This is a genomic window from Nocardia sp. NPDC005745, from assembly GCF_040630775.1.
Classification (GTDB): domain Bacteria; phylum Actinomycetota; class Actinomycetes; order Mycobacteriales; family Mycobacteriaceae; genus Nocardia.
Genome location: NZ_JBEXYF010000001.1, coordinates 18,213 through 35,426, shown reverse-complemented (window position 1 = coordinate 35,426; position 17,214 = coordinate 18,213). Strand labels below are relative to the sequence as shown.

Genomic DNA, 17,214 nt, shown 5'->3' with positions numbered 1-17,214 from the left:
AACGTAGCCGGTCGCGGGCGCGTTGTCTACAGTTAGTTGTGTGACTGACTCAGTGACGGAAACGAGGCCGAGCAAGCGGCAACGACTGGTCGAGGCGGCCGTGCGGGTGTTCTACCAGCAGGGCGTGGAGAAGACGACGATCGCCGACATCGCCCGCGCCGCCGACGTTCCGGTTGGCAACGTCTACTACTACTTCAAGACGAAAGACCAGCTCATCGAGGCGGCGATCGGCTCGCACGCGCACATTCTCGATGCCGTGATCGCTGCGAGCGACCGCCACGAGACGCCGTCGGAGCGGCTGAAGGCCCTGATCGCGGGTTGGGTCGCCGATCGTGAGCAGACTGTCCGATACGGCTGCCCGTTCGGCACCTTGTCGTCGGAGTTGGACAAGCGCGGCGACGGGTTGGACACCGCGGCCGCCGATGTGATGCGCGTGCTGGTGGATTGGGCCGAACGGCAGTTCGTCGCGATGGGGCGCGCCGACGCGGGGGAGCTCGCGATCGCCTATGTCGCGGCATATCAAGGAATCTCGTTGCTCACCAACACCTTTCGCGATCCAGAACTCATGGTCACCGAGGGCGCGCGGCTGTCGCGCTGGATCGACTCGCTGGTGAGCTGATCTCCCATGCCGGCCCGGTTTCGAAATCGGGCCTTGCGTTCGATGCATTGCCGATATATCGTCGATAGCATGAAACAAACACGAGAGCCTTGGGAGGCTGACATGGAATACCGAGAAGATCGAGAATTCGGCCGACGTGGCCGTGGGCCGCTGCCCGGGCCCGAGGGCTTCGAACACCGGCTGCGCTTCCGCCGCGGTGGACGCCACGGTTTCGGCCCCGAGTTCGGGCCGGGATTCGGTCCCGGTTTCGGCCCTGGCTTCGGCCCGCAATTCGGTCGCGGCCGCGGCCGTGGCGGTCGTGGCAGGCGCGGTGACGTACGCGCCGCCGTGCTGCTGCTGCTCGCCGAGCAGCCCATGCACGGCTACGAACTCATCCAGCAGATCCGCGAGCGCAGCAACGACATCTGGAGGCCGAGCCCCGGTTCGATCTACCCCGCGCTCGCGCAGCTGGAGGACGAGGGCCTTGTCCTCATCGAGAAGGTCGCCGGGCGCAAGACCGCCAAGCTCACCGAGACCGGCAACGAGTACGTCGCCGCGCATCGGGACGAGCTGGGCGATCCGTGGGCGGACGTGCAGCAGGACGTCGGAGCCCAGGCGATGGACCTGCGCGGACTCGTGGGGCAGCTGATGGGGGCGGTCGCGCAGGTCGCGGCAGCGGGTACCCCGCAGCAGGCGGCGCGTGCGGCGGAGTTGCTCACCGAGACCCGCAAGTCCCTCTACCGCATCCTCGCCGAGGACGAGACCCCCGAGAAGTAGGGGAGGCGAAACACCCCGATACCGCGCGCATTTCGAGCCGATCGGAGCGATCATTGTGAGATGCGACAGTCGAGTCGAGCGGAAGCTTGGGGTAGTTCACACTTGCGTCGCGCCGTGCTGGCCCTGGTGGTCGCCGGCGCGGCCGCGCTGGGCCCGGGCGTGGCGTCGGCCGAGCCGCCCGGCCTGCGCCCGCCCGACGTGCCGACGTACCCCGCTCCGCCGCAGTCCGACCACCTCGCCGCCGCGTGGTATCAGAAAAGCCATCCGAATGCGGTCCCGAGTGGCACCAACGACTTCGGATGCGTTCCTAGCGCCCGGCATCCCCATCCGTTGGTGCTCGCGCACGGAACCGACTCCACAGCCTATTCCGATTGGTCGGGGATAGCGCCGCGCCTCACCGCGGCAGGATTCTGCGTGTTCGCGCTGAACTACGGCGGCAAGCCCGGCGCGGACAGTTACGGTACCGAGGATCTGGTGCTCAGCGCCTATCAGATCGGCGAGTTCGTCGATCAGGTGCTCGCGGCCACCGGCGCGGCCGAGGTCGATCTGGTCGGATTCTCGCAGGGCGCCAATGTCACTCGGTACTACGTCAACAAGCTGGGCGGTGCGCCCAAGGTCGGTCAGTGGGTCGGCCTCGCGTCGCCCACCTACGGCGGTGTGATGTACGGGCTGGTGCCGGTGGCCCAGGCGATCCCCGGCGCTTTGCAGGCGTTCGCCCAGGTGACCTCGCTCGCCGCCGTGCAGCAGGCCGAGGGGTCGCCGCTCATGCTCGATCTCAACGCGGGCGGCGACACGGTGCCCGGGGTGCGATACGTGACCATCGGCAGCCGCGTCGACGAGATGATCCAGCCGTTCGAGAACATCGCGCTGCGCGGGCCCGGCGCGCGGAACATCGCCCTGCAGGACCTGTGTCCCGCCGATCTCACCGGGCACTTCCACATGGTGTACGACCCGTTCGTGCAGGAGTTGCTGCTCACCGTGCTGGCTCCGGGCAGTCCTGCACCGGTGTGCCGGCCGGTCCCGCTCGGCACCGGCATTCCCGAGGTGATCATCGCGGGCAATTCCTGAGGAATCGGCGCGGGCCGTTTCGGTGTGCCCGTGCCGACCGCACCGAATGCCTTCACCATCAATGAGGCGGGCTGGTCGCCCGGTCGGGATCGCGCAGGGAAGCCCGGTCAAACATTGTTTCAATCAGTGATTGAACCGGCGATGGAGACGTGCTTCACTTAGCGCATGCCGAAACAGGTCTCCGAGGCGGCGACCACCCGCGATCGCCTGCTGACAGCCGCGGAACGACTGCTGCTGGAGGGCCGCTACGACGAGGTGTCGGTTCGCGGGATCTGTGCGCAGGCCGGGGCCAACCCGGCGGCGGTGCACTACCACTTCGGGTCGAAGGACGCCCTCGTCGCCGCGTTGCTCGAGGAACGGCTGGGGCCGGTGTGGGAGGACCGCTTGGCCGCTGTCACCAGCGGGCACGGGTCGATCGCCGAGGTGGTCGATGCGGTGATCGAGCCGTTCGTCGCCTTGGCCGCCGATCCCGTTGGGCGGTTGCACCTGAGACTGCTGGCGCAATTCGTCCTCGGCAGGCAAGTGACCGAATGGCGGCAGCCATGGTTCCGGATCGATGCGTGGGCGAGCCTGTTGCCCGGCGTGAGCGAGCGTGCGAGCCGCCGCCGGTGGATGTTGGCGTTCGACCTGCTCATCATGCGATTCGGCAGTGCGGAGCACCGGGAGATGTCGCGGGAGGCGGTGGCCACCCTCCGGGAATTCGTAGTGGCCGGATTGACCGCGCCGACAGGAGAGAAACAACGATGAACGACGTATTCGCACCGGCCCGGCTCGGACCGATCGCCCTGCGCAATCGGGTGATCAAGGCCGCGACCTTCGAAGGCCGCACTCCGGACGCTCTGGTGACCGATGAATTGATCGAGTTCCATCGCGAGGTCGCCGCCGGGGGTGTCGGGATGACCACGGTGGCGTACTGCGCTGTCGCTCCCGGTGGCCGGACCGACCGGCACCAGATCTGGATGCGTCCGGACGCCGTGCCGGGATTGCGGAGGCTCACCGAAGCCGTCCATGGTGAAGGCGCCGCGGTGAGTGCGCAGATCGGCCATGCGGGTCCGGTGGCCAACGCGGCCTCCAATCGGGTTCCGGCGCTGGCGCCGAGCCGGATGTTGAGCCCCCTCTCGATGCGCATGATGCGCAGTCCCGACGAGAACGGGATCCGTGAACTCGTGGCCGCTCATGCCGACGCGGCGAAGCTGGCCGAAGCGTCCGGCTTCGATGCGGTGGAGATTCACTTCGGGCACAACTACCTGGTCAGCTCGTTCCTGAGCCCCAAGCTGAACCGCCGCGACGATCGTTACGGCGGAAGCTTGGCCAACCGGGCGCGGTTGGCGCGCGAGATCGCCGCCGCGGTACGGCAGGCCGTGGGCGGCCGGCTCGCGGTGACGGCGAAGCTGAACATGGAAGACGGAGTGCGGGGCGGGCTCACCGTGCCGGAGTCGGTGCAGGTCGCCGCGTGGCTGGAAGCCGACGGCACCCTGGACGCGCTGGAGCTGACGGCGGGCAGTTCGCTGCTGAACCCGATGCTGCTGTTCCACGGTGCCGCCCCGCGGCGGTCGTTCGGCGATGTGCTCCCGGTGCCCGCGCGCTGGGGATTCCGGATGGTCGGTAAGGCGTTCTTGAAGGAGTACCCGTATCAGGAGGCGTATCTGCTCGAGCGGGCGCGGCACTTCCGGCGAGAATTGACCATGCCCCTGGTTCTGCTCGGCGGCATCACGAATCTGGACACCATGCGGCTCGCGATGGCGGAAGGCTTCGAGTTCGTCGCCATGGGCCGTGCTCTGCTCCGGGAACCGAACCTGTTGCAGCGCATCCGATCCGACGCGACGACCCGGTCGGCCTGCGTGCACTGCAACGAGTGCATGCCCACGATCTACACGTGCACACGCTGCGTGTTCCGTCCCGACCAGCCGCGGGAACCCGTCGAGCTGACGATGTCGGGCATCGGCGGCACCGAAGCGCTCGCATAGGGTCAGCTGTCGATCCGCACGGCGCCGGGCGGGGCGGGTGCGGCTCCCTCGGCGATCATTGGCGGAACGCGCGGAGGATCGCGCCATCGCGGGTGAGGATGGCGTGAACCGCATCGTGATCGTCGGGCGTCAAGGAAGCGCGACGTCGCTTCCAGAAGGACAAATTCGCGGCCAGCCCGGGATCGACTGCGGCGTGACGGCGGCAATAGTCCGCAAGCGTCACTCGCAATCGAGGGGATGTCGCGGGGTGCCCGGCGAGATCGATCAGACTGGTCAGCGTCGCGCAGGCGGAAACGAAGTCGCGTGCTGCGGCGATCGGGCTTTTCGTGGGCTGGCTCATCTTCCCCTGTCCGGTCGGATCCACGCCGGCCGACGGCGCTGCGTCGCATGACCAAAGCGCTTGTAGCAGAGGGTATTCGGACACCGACGCGGCCTGGCATGCCCGCCCAGGTCGGCACGCCCGGGTCTCCGGAGCCGGCAGGGAACGGCCGGACCGAAAACGCGATCGAATTCTTCTATCGGCGACCACGCGACGACGCGGCGCTCCTCGGTGCCGATGTTTTCAGAGCCCTGTGGTCAGCACGGCGACCAGCATCGCCACCATCGTGATGATCGCGCCGACCGGCAGGACTTGCCCCGCGGCTTCTTCCTGATGGTCAAACGGGGCGGTGAGCTGGTACCGCATATCACCCCGCTCGACCCGGCGCTGCTGTCGGACGATCACGCCTACGCCGTCCGCCTCACCGAGCAACGGGTGGAGTTCTTCATCGACGGTGCGCCGGTCGGGACCTTCGGGAGCCCGCCGCACGGCAAGGGGGTCGACATCCTGCAGAAGCCGGTCCCGCTGCTCGGGCAGGCCTGGCTCGACGGCAGCTACTGGTTCCCGCTGCCGATTCCGGAGTACAACGACCGCGAACAGCGGCTCACGATGACCCGGTATCGGCAAGGCCCGAGCGAGACCACCCCGCTTCGCTGATGCCACCGCCCGCGACCAGGCACGACGCGCGCGACGCCGGTCTTTCTCGCCGAAGACGGTTCGAGGCCGGTCTCCCGGGTATGCGCGAGATGTCAGCTTGTTCCGATATTCCAGGAGGTTGTTGTGGCTGAACATGGAAGCGGTGCTCGTGAAGGCGTCGAAGGCGTCGTCGAAGATGTCAAGGGCAAGGTGAAGGAAGCGGCCGGTACCGTCACCGGTCACGAGGATCTGAAGGACGAGGGCCGCGCGCAGCAGGACAAGGCGGACTCGCAGCGCGAGGCGGCAGGCAAGGAAGCCGCCGCCGAGAAGGCCAGGGCCGAAGCGGACGTCGACGAGGCCCGCCAGTCCGCGCATCAGCACGGACGGTAATCACCCTTCGGTTCGTCCGACCGCAGACACACCCCGCCGCCGTCAGCCCAGCTGGCGGCGGCGGGGTGTTCGCGTGTGGGTTGGTCATCGAGTCGGCACGCCTAACCGAGGGTGAAACACGCCGGCTCGCGCAGGTGACCGAGCAACGCTCTCGGCCGGCGAGGAACTCCGTGTCGGCGGAACCATGAAATCCGCATGCTACGCGGAGAGCTGTGCCTGTAGGCGGCCGACGAGCGGACTTCCGGCCTCGCCCGGCGGATTACCGGATCAGTGCGAAGGGCCGGACCCGTGGGCCGCGGCCCGCCGGGCGGCACTCACCGCCCGCTTGGCGATAGCCCATCGGTGCACCTCGGAGGGCCCGTCGTAGATGCGGAAAGGCCGCACCTCGCGGGACAGGCGCGCCAGCGGCAGGTCGTCGGAGACGCCGAGACCGCCGCACAACTGGATGCTCCGGTCGACGATGCGGAAGATCGCCTCGGCGGCGAACGTCTTCGCTATCGAGGTGGCGTTGCCCGCGTGCTCCCCGCCGTCGAGTTCCCAACAGGCGCGCACGAGCAGCGCACGGGTGGCGGCGATGTCGATCTCGTTGTCGGCGATCATCTGTTGCGCCAAGCCGAGATCGCCGATGCGCGCACCGAATCCTTCGCGCTGAGCGACGCGCGCGACGGCGATGTCGTGACCGCGCCGAGCCGCGCCGAGCCACCGCATCACGTGCGTCATGCGCGCAGGACCCAGCCGCACTTGGGCGTATTCGAAGCCGCGGTCGACAGCGCCCAGCACCGCTTCGTCGGGAACGAACATGTCCTCGAAGAAGACCTCGCAGTGGCCGCCGATCATGGCCCGGTCGAGCGTGGTGATATGCCTGCCCACACGCAGGCCGGGGGTGTCGGCAGGGGCCAGGAACATGGTCGCCCCGCCGCGCTGGCCCGGTTCGCCGGAGGTGCGGGCCATCACGATGAAGAAGCCCGCGCCGTCCGCGCCGGTGATGAAGTACTTGTGACCGTTGATGCGCCAGCCGCCGTCGGCGCGGACGGCCCGGGTGGCCAGCGCCGCCGGATCGGAGCCCGCGCCGGGTGCGGGCTCTGTCATCGCGAAGGCGGAGCGCACCGCCCCGCGGGCGAGCGGCTCGAGGTAGCGCGACTTCTGCTCCGGATCGGCGATGTGGGCGAGCATGTGCACATTGCCCTCGTCCGGCGCCGCGATGTTGAGCGCGGTCGGGCCGAACAGCGAGTAGCCCGCCTCTTCGAACACCGGGGCGCGATCCGACATCGACAGGCCGTGACCGCCGTACTCGACGGGGGCGTGGGGCGCGAAGACGCCGGCTCGGCGCGCCTGCTCGTTCAGCGTGGCGCGCAGATCGTCACCACCCGCGGCGGTGATGTCGCCGTGGTGTTCGTCCTCGATCGGCAGCACCGTCTCCCGCACGAACGCGCGGGTGCGATCGGTCAGCGCCCGTACTTCGTCGGAATAGGTCAGATCGATCGGCATCGCGCATTCCTCCTCGACATCCGGAGCCTCGTCTTCAGACCGAACGATCGCTCCATCTGAACACTGTCTCACTGGGGGCGATCGGTGTCAAAGTGCCTTGGTCTAGCGTTATTGGGCGGGAGTGGTCAAAGTATCTTGTTCAGTTATTCTGAACATTATGGAAGATGGGGCCGTATCGCCACACGAGGCGATCCGTCGTGCGCGCCGCGCCGCCGGCTTGTCTCTGCGCGAATTGGCCCGCAGGCTGGAGGTGAGTCCCGCGACGCTCAGCGCCATGGAGACGGGAAAGACCGGAATCTCGGTTGTACGCCTGACCCGGTTGTCCGATGTGCTCGGGGTGCCGGTCACGCATCTGCTCGGTGACATGGCCTCTGTGCCCCGGCCGAGCTACGACCGGACCGACGCCGAGCCGGGGGCACACGGCGGCTGGCGCGACTTCGCTCCGTTGAACGTCGACCCGGTGCTGGCCGCCGCCCTCGCCTCGTTCGTCGAGATCGGCTATCACGGCACGACCGTGCGCGCCCTGGCCCGGCGGGCGGGCACCAGCGTTCCCGGCCTCTACCACCACTACCGCGACAAGCATGAGCTACTGGTGCGCATCCTCGACCTGACCATGGACGAACTGCACTGGCGGGTGCGCGCCGCCCGCGCGGAGGGCCGCGACAGCGTTCACCGGGTGCGCCTGATCGTCGAAGCCTTGGCCCTGTTCCACACCCACCGCCGCGACCTCGGGTTCATCGGCGCCAGCGAGATGCGCAGTCTGTCTCCGGGCGAACGCGTGCGCATCGCCCGTTCCCGCGGTGACATCCAGGCCATCCTGGACGACGCGATCACCGAGGCCCATGACGAGGGCCGCATCGCCACTCCCGATATCCGGGCGGCGGGTCGTGCCATCGCCACCATGTGCACCGCCATCCCGCAGTGGTTTCGCGAGTCCGGCCCGGCGACGCCGGAGGAAGTGGCCGCACGGTACGGCGATTTCGCCTTGGGAGTGCTCGGCATCCATCCTGCGAACCAGCCGCCTCGCTCCCGCCTCACCTAGGTGGCGATCGACCACACCCTCGGGGACCGGACACCACCACTCGGGGGCCTGATGCCGGCGGCTGGGACGGCGGACAGTAAGACGTGTCACCGCCGGCGAACCGGAGCATCCCATGTCGATCCCCAGCACAATCCCCACCGCGGCGGAGCGGCGTGCCACGGTCCGGACCGAAGACGGCGTGGCCCTCGCGGTTCGCGAATACGGCCCGCGCGACGCGGACCTCACCGTCGTTTTGCTGCACGGACATTGCCTGCGCACCGAGTCCTGGACCTACGTTCGCGACGCCCTGGTGCGCAGGAACCCCGGCGCGCGGGTCGTCTGCTACGACCACCGCGGTCACGGCGAGTCCGCCTCGGCGTCCCGGCAGACCTACAACCTCGAGCAGCTCGGCCGCGACCTGCGGGTGGTTCTCGATGCCGTGGCCCCCACCGGACCGGTCGTCCTCGTCGGTCACTCGATGGGCGGCATGACCGCGCTGACCTACGCCCGCCGCAACCCGCACGAGATCGGCACCCGCATCGTCGGCGTCGCGCTCCTCGCGACCGCTGCCGACGGGCTCGCCGACGCGGGCTTCGGCCGGTTGCTGCGCAACCCGGTCGTCTCCGTCTTCCAGGCGGCCGTCCGCCGTGCCCCGCGCCTGATGCACCACGCGAAGCTCGCGGCCTGCAAGCTCTTCGCGCCGATCATCCGCACCGCGGAATTCGGTGATGGTGACGTCAGCTCCCGGGTGCTCGCCCTGGCCAACGCGATGCGCAACGAGACACCGATCGTCACGATGGCGAGTTTCTTGAGCGACTTCATGGTCTACGACCGGACCGACGCGCTCCCGGTTCTCTCCCGGATCCCCACGTTGGTGCTGTGCGGCTCCGCCGACCTGATGACGCCGCCGTCGCATTCCGTCGCGATGGCCGCCGCCGTCGAGTACTCGGACTTCGTGATGATCGAGGGCGCGGGTCACTCCGTCATCCTGGAGCAGCCCGGCCAGGTGGCCGAGGCCGTCGCACGCCTGCTGGCGCGGGCAGGTGAGGGCGGCACCGCCGACCTCACCTACGCCGCCTGAGCGACACTCACACGTACCGCCGGCGGAGCTTGCCCTTGACCAGCTTCCCCGTGGGGGTCCGGGGCAGGTCGTCGGCGAAGTCGAAACTCTTCGGCACCTTGTAGTGGGCGATGCGCTCGCGCAGGTAGTCGCGCAGCTCCGCGGCGAGTTCCGGGCCCGGTTCGACGCCCGGCGCCGGTTGGACGACCGCCTTGACCGATTCGCCCATCTCCTCGTCGGGCACGCCGATCACCGCCACGTCGAGCACCCGGGGGTGCAGGGCGAGCGCGTCCTCGACCTCCTGCGGGTAGATGTTCACGCCACCGGAGATGATCATGAAGGCCTTGCGGTCGGTGAGGAACAGATAGCCCTCCTCGTCCACGTAGCCGATATCGCCGGTGGTGGTCCAGGTCGGGTGTTCGGGGTGGACCGCCTCCGCCGTCTTGGCGGGGTCGTTGTGATAGGCGAAGGGGATCTGGTCGCGTTCGAAATAGACGGTGCCGATCTCACCGGTGGGCAGTTCCGCGCCGTCGTCGCCGCACACCCGGATCGTCCCCAGACCGGCCTTGCCGACCGATCCCGGCTTGCGCAACCACTGCTCGCTGTCGATGAAGGTGGCGCCGTTGGCCTCGGTCGAGGCGTAGTACTCGTGCAGGATCGGGCCCCACCAATCGATCATCGCCCGCTTCACGTCGACCGGACACGGTGCCGCCGCATGCACGGCGACCCGCAGGCTGGACATGTCGTAGCGGGCGCGGACCGCCTCGTCGAGCTTCAGCATCCGGACGAACATGGTCGGCACCCATTGGCTGTGCGTCACGCGGTAGCGCTCGATGGCGGCCAGCGCCTGCTCGGCGTCGAATTTCTCCATGATCACCAAAGTTCCGCCGAGCGCGTGGACCACGCCACCGAAGCGCAGCGGCGCGGCGTGATAGAGCGGGGCGGGGGAGAGGTAGACCGTCTCGGCGTCGAATCCGTAGAGCGGGCCGAAGATCGCGGTATAGGTGTCGCCGGGCGCATCGCCGACCTGCCGGTCCGGCAGGGGCTGTTTGATGCCCTTGGGCCGTCCGGTGGTACCCGAGGAATAGAGCATGTCCGCGCCGCGCGGCTGGTCCGGCAGGGGTTCGGGCGAGGCGGCCGCCCGGGCGTCCTCATAGGACTTGTACCCCTGCACCGGGCCGCCGAATGCGAGGCGGATGTCGACCGAGGGGGTCTGCGCCACGATCTGCTCGGCGGCGCCGGCGAGACCAGCCGACACGATCAGCGCCCTGGCTCCGCAGTCGTTGACGATGTAGCTGATCTCGCTCGGCGACAGATGCCGGTTGACGGCGGTGATGTAAAGCCCGGTTCGCAATGCCGCCCAGTAGACCTCGTAGACTTTCGGGTCGTTCCCGGACAGCAGCGCGACATGATCACCTTTGCGCAAACCCGCGTCGTACAGGTGGCGGGCCAGCCGGACCGAGTTCTCCTCGAGTTCTCGATAGGTCAGCACTTCACCGCTCTCGGCGCGGACAACAGCCGGTTTGTCAGGGAATCGGTCGACGTGTGCGCCGGGGTACATGCGGCTCCTCGGTGGAACGGAGCGGTCGGTGCCCGACCGCCCGGCCTGCGCGGGCTCCCCGGATCCTCGGCCGCGCCGGCATCCCTGGTGTCCCGCAGAGCGGTTGCTCTGCCACCGTACGATAGCTGAAAGTAAACGACGGTTCTGGTTTATTCGGCACAATATCAGGCGTGGACGCGATGACCGTCGACCGCTGGTTCCGCGACATCGGCGCGCCCGAGTCGTTGCGGAAGCTGACCCTGGACCAGCTCGTGATCGGCCTGCTGAACGAGAAGCCCGACAGGGTATCGGCTTTCACCTTCGCCCGAGCCCTGCACTTCATCGGACGAGGAAATTCATCAGCCGGGCGATCGAATCGCTGCACCAGCACTATCCGGAAGCGCGCACCGCGCGGGTTCTGCGAACCAAGGTGATTCACCAGCCGCAGGCCACATTCTCCGCTCATCCGGGATTCGAGTCGCTGCGGCCGAGTCAGGCGACGCCCATCCGCGGGCTCTTCCTCGCCGGTGACTGGACCCGGGCCGATCTGCCGTCCACCATGGAGTCCGCGGCGGAGAGCGCCCGCAGGGCCGTCGACGCCGTCCAGGATTATCTGGCTGTCCCGAAGTGACCGCCGCGCCCTGAGCGGCGCGGCGGTTTCACGCTTTTCGACGATGTCGTCCGGTTATTCCACCCGAAGTGGGCAATACGGTCCATGGAGAGGTGAGAATCATGAGCTTGTTCCGAAGTGCTGACAGATATCGACGGCGCCGCACCCGCAGGGGGGGTTACGGCCGGTGGCGCAGCGGTTACGGAAGCGGCTGGCGCGGCCGGTATGGCGGCCGCCGGCGGCGTGACAGCAGGGGTCCGCGCAGGCACGCGGGATCCGGGGGATTGGCGGGGGCTGCGAGATTCGGCTTCATCGCACGCGGAATCGCCTACATCGTCATCGGTATTCTCGCCTTCATGCTGGCGGTCGGCGCCGCACAACATGAGCCGACCGCGGGCGGGGCGCTCGCCGCGCTCGCCGGTAAACCGTTGGGATATCTCCTGCTGTGGATCCTTGCCCTCGGATTCGCCGCCCTGGCCGCGTGGCGGCTGGCGCAGGCTGCCGGCGCGCCCGCGGGGAGCCCGAGCGGACTTCGCCTGCGCGCGTTAGCAATTGGGCTGGCCTACGCCATAGCGTTCTTCGTCATCCTGCGGTTCGTTGTGGACGGCCGGATGCCGCAGCCCGGTGAGGCCGTCGCACGCGACGTGACCGCCCGGATCCTGGCCTGGGACGGTGGGCAAGTGGTCGTCCTGTTGATCGGCTTGGTCATCCTCGCCTTGGGCGTCCTGACCACCCTGCGCGGGCTTCGTCTGGCTTTCGTCGACGACCTGCGGATGGGCTGGATGACCCAGGCGTCCCGTGAAAGCGTGATCTGGCTGGGCCGGTTCGGTTATCTGGCGCGGGGATTGATCGTCATGGGGATCGGGCTCGCCGCGGTGGTAGCGGCCGCGAACTACGAGCCGGCGAACGTCAAAGGCGTGGATGCGGTACTGCACGATTTCGCCGGCAGTACCCTCGGTCCTTGGCTGCTCATCCTGGTATCCCTCGGCTTGATGGCGTTCGGGGTCCTGTCGTTCCTGCAAGCGAAATATCGGCGGACCTACGGAGGGGTTCCGGTGTGAATCGGGCGAAGGTAGGCGGCGTCGTCGCCTACCGCCGCTCGGCTTCGATCTTCGCGGCAAGGGCGGATCGCTCGGCCTGTTGCCGAGCGAAGAGTTCAGCGCTGAAGGCAGTCCACGCGTCTTCTTGCTCCGGAGTCGCTTGTGCCGCGTGCACTTCGCATTCGACATCGGGGTGGGCGTCGAGGAACCGGGCGAACAGCGAACCCATCTCCCGGCTGTGCCTGCGATTGAGCTCGATTCGTCGTGGATCCATGCGCGGCCGGTCGTCGCAGAGCGCCAACTGGTCGTACACGACCAAGGCGACGCGCGCGGGGTCATCCGGCGGGTGCACGCGCAAGGTGTGATGGGGGTTCGGCTGGTCATCGATGATCACCACGGTGTCGGTGCCGGACGGAAGGTCCGCGGGCCAATCGATCTCGTCGGTGGCCTGCTCGACGAGCAACCGGGCGAGCCTTCCGCGCAGGCCCGTCTGGTTGTAGCGCAGTGGCGTAGGACCCTGATCTTCGCTCAAGTGATGATCGCTCCCGATTCTGATCGCTGCCGGTCAGGGTAGGGGTCGGTGATCTCGCGCAGGCGATTCAGCGCTTGCCGCAGCTGCCGCATTCCCTTGGCGCCCAAATGCGCAGCCCATTCCTGCTCGACGCGTTCGGCCACCGAATTGGCGAAACTTGCCGCTTGCTCGCCGCGTTCGGTCAGGCACACGAGGCGGGCCCTGCGGTCGCTCGGATCGGGGACCCGCTCCACATAACCGGCACGTTCGACCTGGTCGACGAGGAAGCCGGCGGTCTGTTTCGTGATCTGCGCTCGTTCGGCCAGTTCGGTCAGGCGGGTGCCCGCGGCGTCGATCTGGGCGACTATCCTCGCCTGCGCGACGGTGATGTCGTCGAATCCCGAATCGGTCAGAGCTGTCAGCACCCGTTGCTCCATCGCCCGAAATGCGATCTGCATCAACAGGCCGACGTTGATCTCCTCCGCCATCCCACTCCTTGACGTTGGTACGAGACGCCGACAATATTAGTCAGATAGCCTGACCAATTATATCGGAGGTGCTCCATGCCCGCCCGATCGACAGTCCTCGACCGTGAGAGCAGCTGGAAGATCGTCGAGCAGCAGCGCCGCGCGATCGCGCGGATCTGGCGCCGTTGACCGAACGCCTCCTCAGCGCCTGACCCGGATCACCCGTCCACGATTCCGGTGCTCAGCCGAGATGGTCGGCGGCGGGTTCGGACCGGTCGACCGGCCCTTTGATCTCGACGATCGGCAGCCGTAGCGCGGCAGGCGCATCGGCCGGGACCACCGGATTGCGCGGCGGCACCGGGGCGATGCGCCGGTAAGGCGCGCCGAGCTGCGGGCGGGCATCCGGCTCACCCTTGTTCGGCCACAAAGCGGCGGCCCGTTCGGCCTGCGCGGTGATGGTGAGCGAAGGGTTCACACCGAGGTTGGCCGAGATGGTCGAGCCATCGATGACGTGCAGCCCCGGATACCCGTGCATCCGATGGTACGGATCCACGACGCCGGTTTCCGGGGAGTCGCCGATAACGCAGCCGCCGATGAAATGCCCGGTCATCGGGATGTCGAACAGGGCGCTCCAGCCGGCGCCCGCGATGCCGTCGATCTTGTCGGCGACCCGGTGGGCCACCTCGTGCCCGGCCGGTAGCCAGGTCGGATTCGGTTCGCCCACACCCTGTTTGGTGGTCATCTTACGACCGAACAGACCGCGTTTGGTGTAGGTGGTGATGGAGTTGTCGACCGATTGCATCACCAGCAGCCCGATCATCTGTTCCGACCAGCCGCGCGGGTTCTGCAGGTGCAGAGCATCGCGGCCGAGCTTGCGCATCGTCCGCGCCCACAGGCGCAGCTTCGGGGTGTGCCCGTCCGGGTCGATCATGGCGGTGCCGATCAGGCCGATGGCATTGCTGCCCTTGCCGTAGCGCACCGGCTCGATGTGGGTGTCGTCGTCCGGGTGGATCGAGGAGGTGATCGCCACCCCTTTGGTGAAGTCGGAGTCCTTGCGGCGGCTGCGCACCGAGAGCAGTTCCTCGGAATTGGTGCGCGAGAGCTCGCCCAGCCGCGGGGAGATGTCCGGCAGCGAACCACGGTCGCGCAGCCGGTGCAGCAGCTTCTGAGTGCCCAGGGCGGCTGCGGCGAAGACGACCTGCTCGGCGGTGAACTTGCGGCGAGCCTTACGGATCCAGCGTCCGGTGCGGACAGTGGCGATCTCGTAGCCGCCGCCGGGCAGCGGGCGCACATCGGTCACCGTGGTGAGCGCGTGTACCGTCGCCCCGGCCTGCTCGGCGAGATAGAGGTAGTTCTTGACCAAGGTGTTCTTGGCGTTGTGACGGCAGCCGGTCATGCACTCGCCGCAGTGCGTGCAGGTGCTGCGCGCGGGGCCGACGCCGCCGAAGTACGGGTCGGGCACATCCTGACCGGGCCGCACGCCGTTGCCGCCGAACAGGACGCCGACGGGCGTGCTGCGGTAGGTCGAGCCGACGCCCATCTCCTCGGCGATCTCGGCCAGCACGCGGTCCGACGGCGTTGTCGCCGGGTTGGCCGTGACGCCGAGCATCCGCTTGGCCTGGTCGTAGTGCGGAGCGAGCTCGTCCTTCCAGTCGGTGATGTGCGCCCACTGGCGGTCCTGATAGAACTTGTCCGGCGGCTCGTAGAGCGTGTTCGCGTAGACCAGCGAGCCACCGCCGACCCCCGCGCCCGCCATGATGAAGGTGTCCTTCAGCAGCGTCAGCCGCTGGATGCCGAAGCAGCCCAGTCCCGGGGCCCACAGGTACTTCTTCGCGTCCCACGAGGTTCCGGCGAACTCGTCGTCGGCGAAGCGCCTTCCCGCCTCGAGCACGCCGACCCGGTAACCCTTCTCGGTCAGTCGCAGTGCGGTCACGCTGCCGCCGAAGCCGGAACCGACGACCACCACGTCGTAGTCGAACGTCATCTGATCTCCACCAGTTGTCGAAGTTGTTGCCGCGGAGGAGGCGGGCCGGGTCAAGCGACTTTCCTCGCTTCGAAGTCCGCGGCGTCGAGCTTGCGAGTGCGCCACCGGTAGCTGGTGACGGTGCCCGGCCAGTTGTTGGTGATCCGCCCGGCCGCGTTGCGGTACCAGCTCGAGCAGAAGTTCCACGGCGTGCGGTCGAGACGCTGCTGCAGCAGGAGATCGAAGCGGGCCTCGACTTCGGGACGCACCTCGAGCACGTGCCCCGGGCGTTCGGCGAGACGCTGGACGGCCTGGCGGATGTAGCGGGCCTGCGATTCGATCATGTAGACGATCGAGCCGACACCGAGGTTGGTGTTCGGGCCGTAGATCAGGAACAAGTTCGGATAGCCGGGCATCGCGATGCCCTGATACGCCCGAGCGCCCTGCGACCACTCGTCGGCCAGCTTGCGACCGCCCCGGCCCGAGATCCGCATGGGCCAGAGGAATTCAGTGCCCTTGAACCCGGTGCCGTAGATGACGGCGTCCACCTCGTGCAGCGCACCGTCGGAGGTGCGCACGCCCTCCGCGGTGATCTCGGTGATCGCGGTGGTCTCCACCGTCACGTTGGACCGGGTGAGCGCGGGCAGGTAGTCGTTGGAGAACAGCGCTCGCTTGCAGCCGGCCGGATAATCCGGGGTCAGCTGGGCCCGCAGACCCGGGTCCGCCACCTGACGCCGCAGATGCCGCAGGCCGATCCGCGTCACCAGCTTGCGGATGACCGGCACGTCGACGATGCCCAGGGAGAGGAACTCGCAGAACAGCCAGAACGCGAAGCGCTCGGTGAGGCGGGTGACCGGTAGCAGCCGGAAGGCGCGATGATGCCACGCTTTGTACTCGACGTCCGGCTTCGGCATGATCCACGCCGCCGAGCGCTGGAACAGCGTCAGATGCGCTACCGAGGGCGCGATCGCGGGCACGAACTGCACCGCGCTGGCGCCCGTGCCGATCACCGCCACCCGCTTGCCGGTCAGGTCGGCCTCGTGATCCCATTCGGCGGAATGGAAGGCCGTGCCACGGAAGCTCTCCACACCGGGAATGTTCGGCAGCGCGGGCCGCGAGAGCTGCCCGACCGCGGAGATCAGCACGTCGCAGGTCAGTTGGTCGCCGTCGGCGGTGCGCACGGTCCACCGGCCCGTGGCGTCGTCGAACTCGGCCTCGGTGACCTCGCTGCGGAAGCGGATCTTGGGCAGCAGGTCGTGATCGTGGGCGATGCCGCGCAGGTAGGCGAGGATGTCGGGCTGCTGGGAGAATCGCTTCGGCCAGTCGATGCGCGGCGCGTAGGAATAGGAATACAGCGGCGAGGGGATGTCGCAGCCCGCGCCCGGGTAGGTGTTCTCTCGCCAGACGCCGCCGACGTCCTCGGCCCGCTCCAGAATCGTGAAATCGTGCAGGCCCGCACGCTGCAGTTCCATCGCCATGCCGAGCCCGCCGAATCCGGTGCCGATGATGACGATCGAAGGTGTGCTCATGGCGACAACGCTATGACCTCGACAAAGACCTATACCAAACACCTGAGGTCAGAAAATCCACACTTTCGGCCACATCGGCGGCTGATCCGGCCGACCTTTCCCTCGTGCAACCGCTGGTAGGCCAGCGGCTCCTCGTCCATGGTGAAGGTCTCGACGCGCAGCTGACCGCGCCCGCTCGGGCGAGCTCGAGCACTTCGCGCCGATGACCACCGCCGTGGAACCCGGCACAG

19 protein-coding genes are annotated in these 17,214 nt (G+C 68.0%); 12 read left to right on the top strand and 7 right to left on the bottom strand.

From position 1 onward, the window contains the following. The first annotated feature begins 40 nt into the window (after nt 1-40). From ABZ420_RS00205 to ABZ420_RS00185, 5 genes are all read left to right on the top strand, one after another. Complete coding sequence (locus ABZ420_RS00205; RefSeq protein WP_357115498.1) at nt 41-619, top strand: TetR/AcrR family transcriptional regulator; 579 nt, start codon at nt 41-43, stop codon at nt 617-619. Between the two features lie 102 nt (nt 620-721). Next, the gene (locus ABZ420_RS00200) at nt 722-1,375 is read left to right on the top strand and encodes a PadR family transcriptional regulator (protein WP_062973602.1); all 654 of its coding nucleotides are present in this window, start codon (nt 722-724) and stop codon (nt 1,373-1,375) included. Between the two features lie 60 nt (nt 1,376-1,435). Further along, on the top strand, nt 1,436-2,443 hold the full coding sequence (locus tag ABZ420_RS00195) for an alpha/beta fold hydrolase (RefSeq protein WP_357115495.1): 1,008 nt from the start codon (nt 1,436-1,438) through the stop codon (nt 2,441-2,443). Nucleotides 2,444-2,608: 165 nt separating this feature from the next. Further along, entirely contained in the window at nt 2,609-3,190 is a 582-nt protein-coding gene (locus ABZ420_RS00190; RefSeq protein ID WP_357115492.1) for a TetR/AcrR family transcriptional regulator, read from the top strand. Continuing rightward, nucleotides 3,187-4,410 (top strand): NADH:flavin oxidoreductase, encoded by a 1,224-nt coding sequence (locus ABZ420_RS00185; protein WP_357115489.1) that lies wholly within the window; start codon nt 3,187-3,189, stop codon nt 4,408-4,410. Before ABZ420_RS00190 ends, ABZ420_RS00185 begins: the two co-directional genes overlap by 4 nt. A 55-nt stretch (nt 4,411-4,465) precedes the next feature. On the opposite strand, the gene ABZ420_RS00180 is transcribed toward ABZ420_RS00185, so the two are convergent. Beyond that, nucleotides 4,466-4,750 carry a hypothetical protein gene (locus tag ABZ420_RS00180; protein WP_357115486.1) on the bottom strand — a complete coding sequence of 95 codons (285 nt, stop codon included), beginning with the start codon at nt 4,748-4,750 and terminating at the stop codon, nt 4,466-4,468. 216 nt (nt 4,751-4,966) lie between these two features. Here ABZ420_RS00180 and ABZ420_RS00175 point away from each other — a divergent pair, with 216 nt between their 5' ends. Together ABZ420_RS00175 and ABZ420_RS00170 are read left to right on the top strand one after the other, a co-directional pair. Beyond that, complete coding sequence (locus tag ABZ420_RS00175; protein ID WP_357115483.1) at nt 4,967-5,386, top strand: hypothetical protein; 420 nt, start codon at nt 4,967-4,969, stop codon at nt 5,384-5,386. Nucleotides 5,387-5,509: 123 nt separating this feature from the next. Further along, nucleotides 5,510-5,755, top strand: coding sequence for a CsbD family protein (locus ABZ420_RS00170; protein WP_067802064.1), 246 nt, complete (start codon nt 5,510-5,512; stop codon nt 5,753-5,755). 267 nt (nt 5,756-6,022) lie between these two features. Here ABZ420_RS00170 and ABZ420_RS00165 read toward each other — a convergent pair whose 3' ends face one another. Further along, entirely contained in the window at nt 6,023-7,243 is a 1,221-nt protein-coding gene (locus ABZ420_RS00165; RefSeq protein ID WP_357115480.1) for an acyl-CoA dehydrogenase family protein, read from the bottom strand. Between the two features lie 157 nt (nt 7,244-7,400). Between ABZ420_RS00165 and ABZ420_RS00160 the strand changes: the two genes are divergently transcribed. Together ABZ420_RS00160 and ABZ420_RS00155 are read left to right on the top strand one after the other, a co-directional pair. Then, the gene (locus tag ABZ420_RS00160) at nt 7,401-8,285 is read left to right on the top strand and encodes a TetR family transcriptional regulator (protein WP_357115478.1); all 885 of its coding nucleotides are present in this window, start codon (nt 7,401-7,403) and stop codon (nt 8,283-8,285) included. A gap of 112 nt (nt 8,286-8,397) precedes the next feature. Then, nucleotides 8,398-9,345: an alpha/beta hydrolase gene (locus ABZ420_RS00155; RefSeq protein WP_357115475.1), complete on the top strand. Its 948-nt coding sequence runs from the start codon at nt 8,398-8,400 to the stop codon at nt 9,343-9,345. A gap of 7 nt (nt 9,346-9,352) precedes the next feature. On the opposite strand, the gene ABZ420_RS00150 is transcribed toward ABZ420_RS00155, so the two are convergent. Continuing rightward, nucleotides 9,353-10,885: an acyl-CoA synthetase gene (locus ABZ420_RS00150; RefSeq protein WP_357115472.1), complete on the bottom strand. Its 1,533-nt coding sequence runs from the start codon at nt 10,883-10,885 to the stop codon at nt 9,353-9,355. Nucleotides 10,886-11,064: 179 nt separating this feature from the next. Here ABZ420_RS00150 and ABZ420_RS00145 point away from each other — a divergent pair, with 179 nt between their 5' ends. The 3 genes from ABZ420_RS00145 to ABZ420_RS00135 all read left to right on the top strand — a co-directional run bounded on the left by ABZ420_RS00145 (nt 11,065) and on the right by ABZ420_RS00135 (nt 12,535). Continuing rightward, nucleotides 11,065-11,298, top strand: coding sequence for a hypothetical protein (locus ABZ420_RS00145; protein WP_357115469.1), 234 nt, complete (start codon nt 11,065-11,067; stop codon nt 11,296-11,298). Beyond that, nucleotides 11,295-11,495 (top strand): FAD-dependent oxidoreductase, encoded by a 201-nt coding sequence (locus tag ABZ420_RS00140; RefSeq protein WP_357115466.1) that lies wholly within the window; start codon nt 11,295-11,297, stop codon nt 11,493-11,495. The genes ABZ420_RS00145 and ABZ420_RS00140 overlap by 4 nt, the downstream gene beginning before the upstream one ends. A 263-nt stretch (nt 11,496-11,758) precedes the next feature. After that, nucleotides 11,759-12,535 (top strand): DUF1206 domain-containing protein, encoded by a 777-nt coding sequence (locus tag ABZ420_RS00135; protein ID WP_357115464.1) that lies wholly within the window; start codon nt 11,759-11,761, stop codon nt 12,533-12,535. 28 nt (nt 12,536-12,563) lie between these two features. Here the strand turns inward: ABZ420_RS00135 and ABZ420_RS00130 are convergent, their stop codons facing one another. The 4 genes from ABZ420_RS00130 to ABZ420_RS00115 form a co-directional block, all read right to left on the bottom strand. After that, nucleotides 12,564-13,046, bottom strand: coding sequence for a hypothetical protein (locus ABZ420_RS00130; RefSeq protein ID WP_357115461.1), 483 nt, complete (start codon nt 13,044-13,046; stop codon nt 12,564-12,566). After that, on the bottom strand, nt 13,043-13,513 hold the full coding sequence (locus ABZ420_RS00125; RefSeq protein WP_357115458.1) for a MarR family transcriptional regulator: 471 nt from the start codon (nt 13,511-13,513) through the stop codon (nt 13,043-13,045). Before ABZ420_RS00125 ends, ABZ420_RS00130 begins: the two co-directional genes overlap by 4 nt. A gap of 220 nt (nt 13,514-13,733) precedes the next feature. After that, nucleotides 13,734-15,476 carry a GMC family oxidoreductase gene (locus tag ABZ420_RS00120; protein ID WP_357115455.1) on the bottom strand — a complete coding sequence of 581 codons (1,743 nt, stop codon included), beginning with the start codon at nt 15,474-15,476 and terminating at the stop codon, nt 13,734-13,736. A gap of 50 nt (nt 15,477-15,526) precedes the next feature. Continuing rightward, entirely contained in the window at nt 15,527-16,984 is a 1,458-nt protein-coding gene (locus tag ABZ420_RS00115) for an NAD(P)/FAD-dependent oxidoreductase (RefSeq protein WP_357115452.1), read from the bottom strand. Nucleotides 16,985-17,214 lie beyond the last annotated feature (230 nt).

What these genes read in the sequence shown, in the direction of transcription:
- ABZ420_RS00200 (WP_062973602.1), top strand. Translation starts at nt 722, where the DNA reads ATGGAATACCGAGAAGATCGAGAATTCGGCCGACGTGGCCGTGGGCCG.
- ABZ420_RS00165 (WP_357115480.1), bottom strand. Translation starts at nt 7,243, where the DNA reads ATGCCGATCGATCTGACCTATTCCGACGAAGTACGGGCGCTGACCGAT.
- ABZ420_RS00125 (WP_357115458.1), bottom strand. Translation starts at nt 13,513, where the DNA reads ATGGCGGAGGAGATCAACGTCGGCCTGTTGATGCAGATCGCATTTCGG.
- ABZ420_RS00175 (WP_357115483.1), top strand. Translation starts at nt 4,967, where the DNA reads ATGTTTTCAGAGCCCTGTGGTCAGCACGGCGACCAGCATCGCCACCAT.
- ABZ420_RS00150 (WP_357115472.1), bottom strand. Translation starts at nt 10,885, where the DNA reads ATGTACCCCGGCGCACACGTCGACCGATTCCCTGACAAACCGGCTGTT.
- ABZ420_RS00190 (WP_357115492.1), top strand. Translation starts at nt 2,609, where the DNA reads ATGCCGAAACAGGTCTCCGAGGCGGCGACCACCCGCGATCGCCTGCTG.
- ABZ420_RS00160 (WP_357115478.1), top strand. Translation starts at nt 7,401, where the DNA reads ATGGAAGATGGGGCCGTATCGCCACACGAGGCGATCCGTCGTGCGCGC.
- ABZ420_RS00180 (WP_357115486.1), bottom strand. Translation starts at nt 4,750, where the DNA reads ATGAGCCAGCCCACGAAAAGCCCGATCGCCGCAGCACGCGACTTCGTT.
- ABZ420_RS00155 (WP_357115475.1), top strand. Translation starts at nt 8,398, where the DNA reads ATGTCGATCCCCAGCACAATCCCCACCGCGGCGGAGCGGCGTGCCACG.
- ABZ420_RS00115 (WP_357115452.1), bottom strand. Translation starts at nt 16,984, where the DNA reads ATGAGCACACCTTCGATCGTCATCATCGGCACCGGATTCGGCGGGCTC.
- ABZ420_RS00195 (WP_357115495.1), top strand. Translation starts at nt 1,436, where the DNA reads ATGCGACAGTCGAGTCGAGCGGAAGCTTGGGGTAGTTCACACTTGCGT.
- ABZ420_RS00120 (WP_357115455.1), bottom strand. Translation starts at nt 15,476, where the DNA reads ATGACGTTCGACTACGACGTGGTGGTCGTCGGTTCCGGCTTCGGCGGC.
- ABZ420_RS00145 (WP_357115469.1), top strand. Translation starts at nt 11,065, where the DNA reads ATGACCGTCGACCGCTGGTTCCGCGACATCGGCGCGCCCGAGTCGTTG.
- ABZ420_RS00185 (WP_357115489.1), top strand. Translation starts at nt 3,187, where the DNA reads ATGAACGACGTATTCGCACCGGCCCGGCTCGGACCGATCGCCCTGCGC.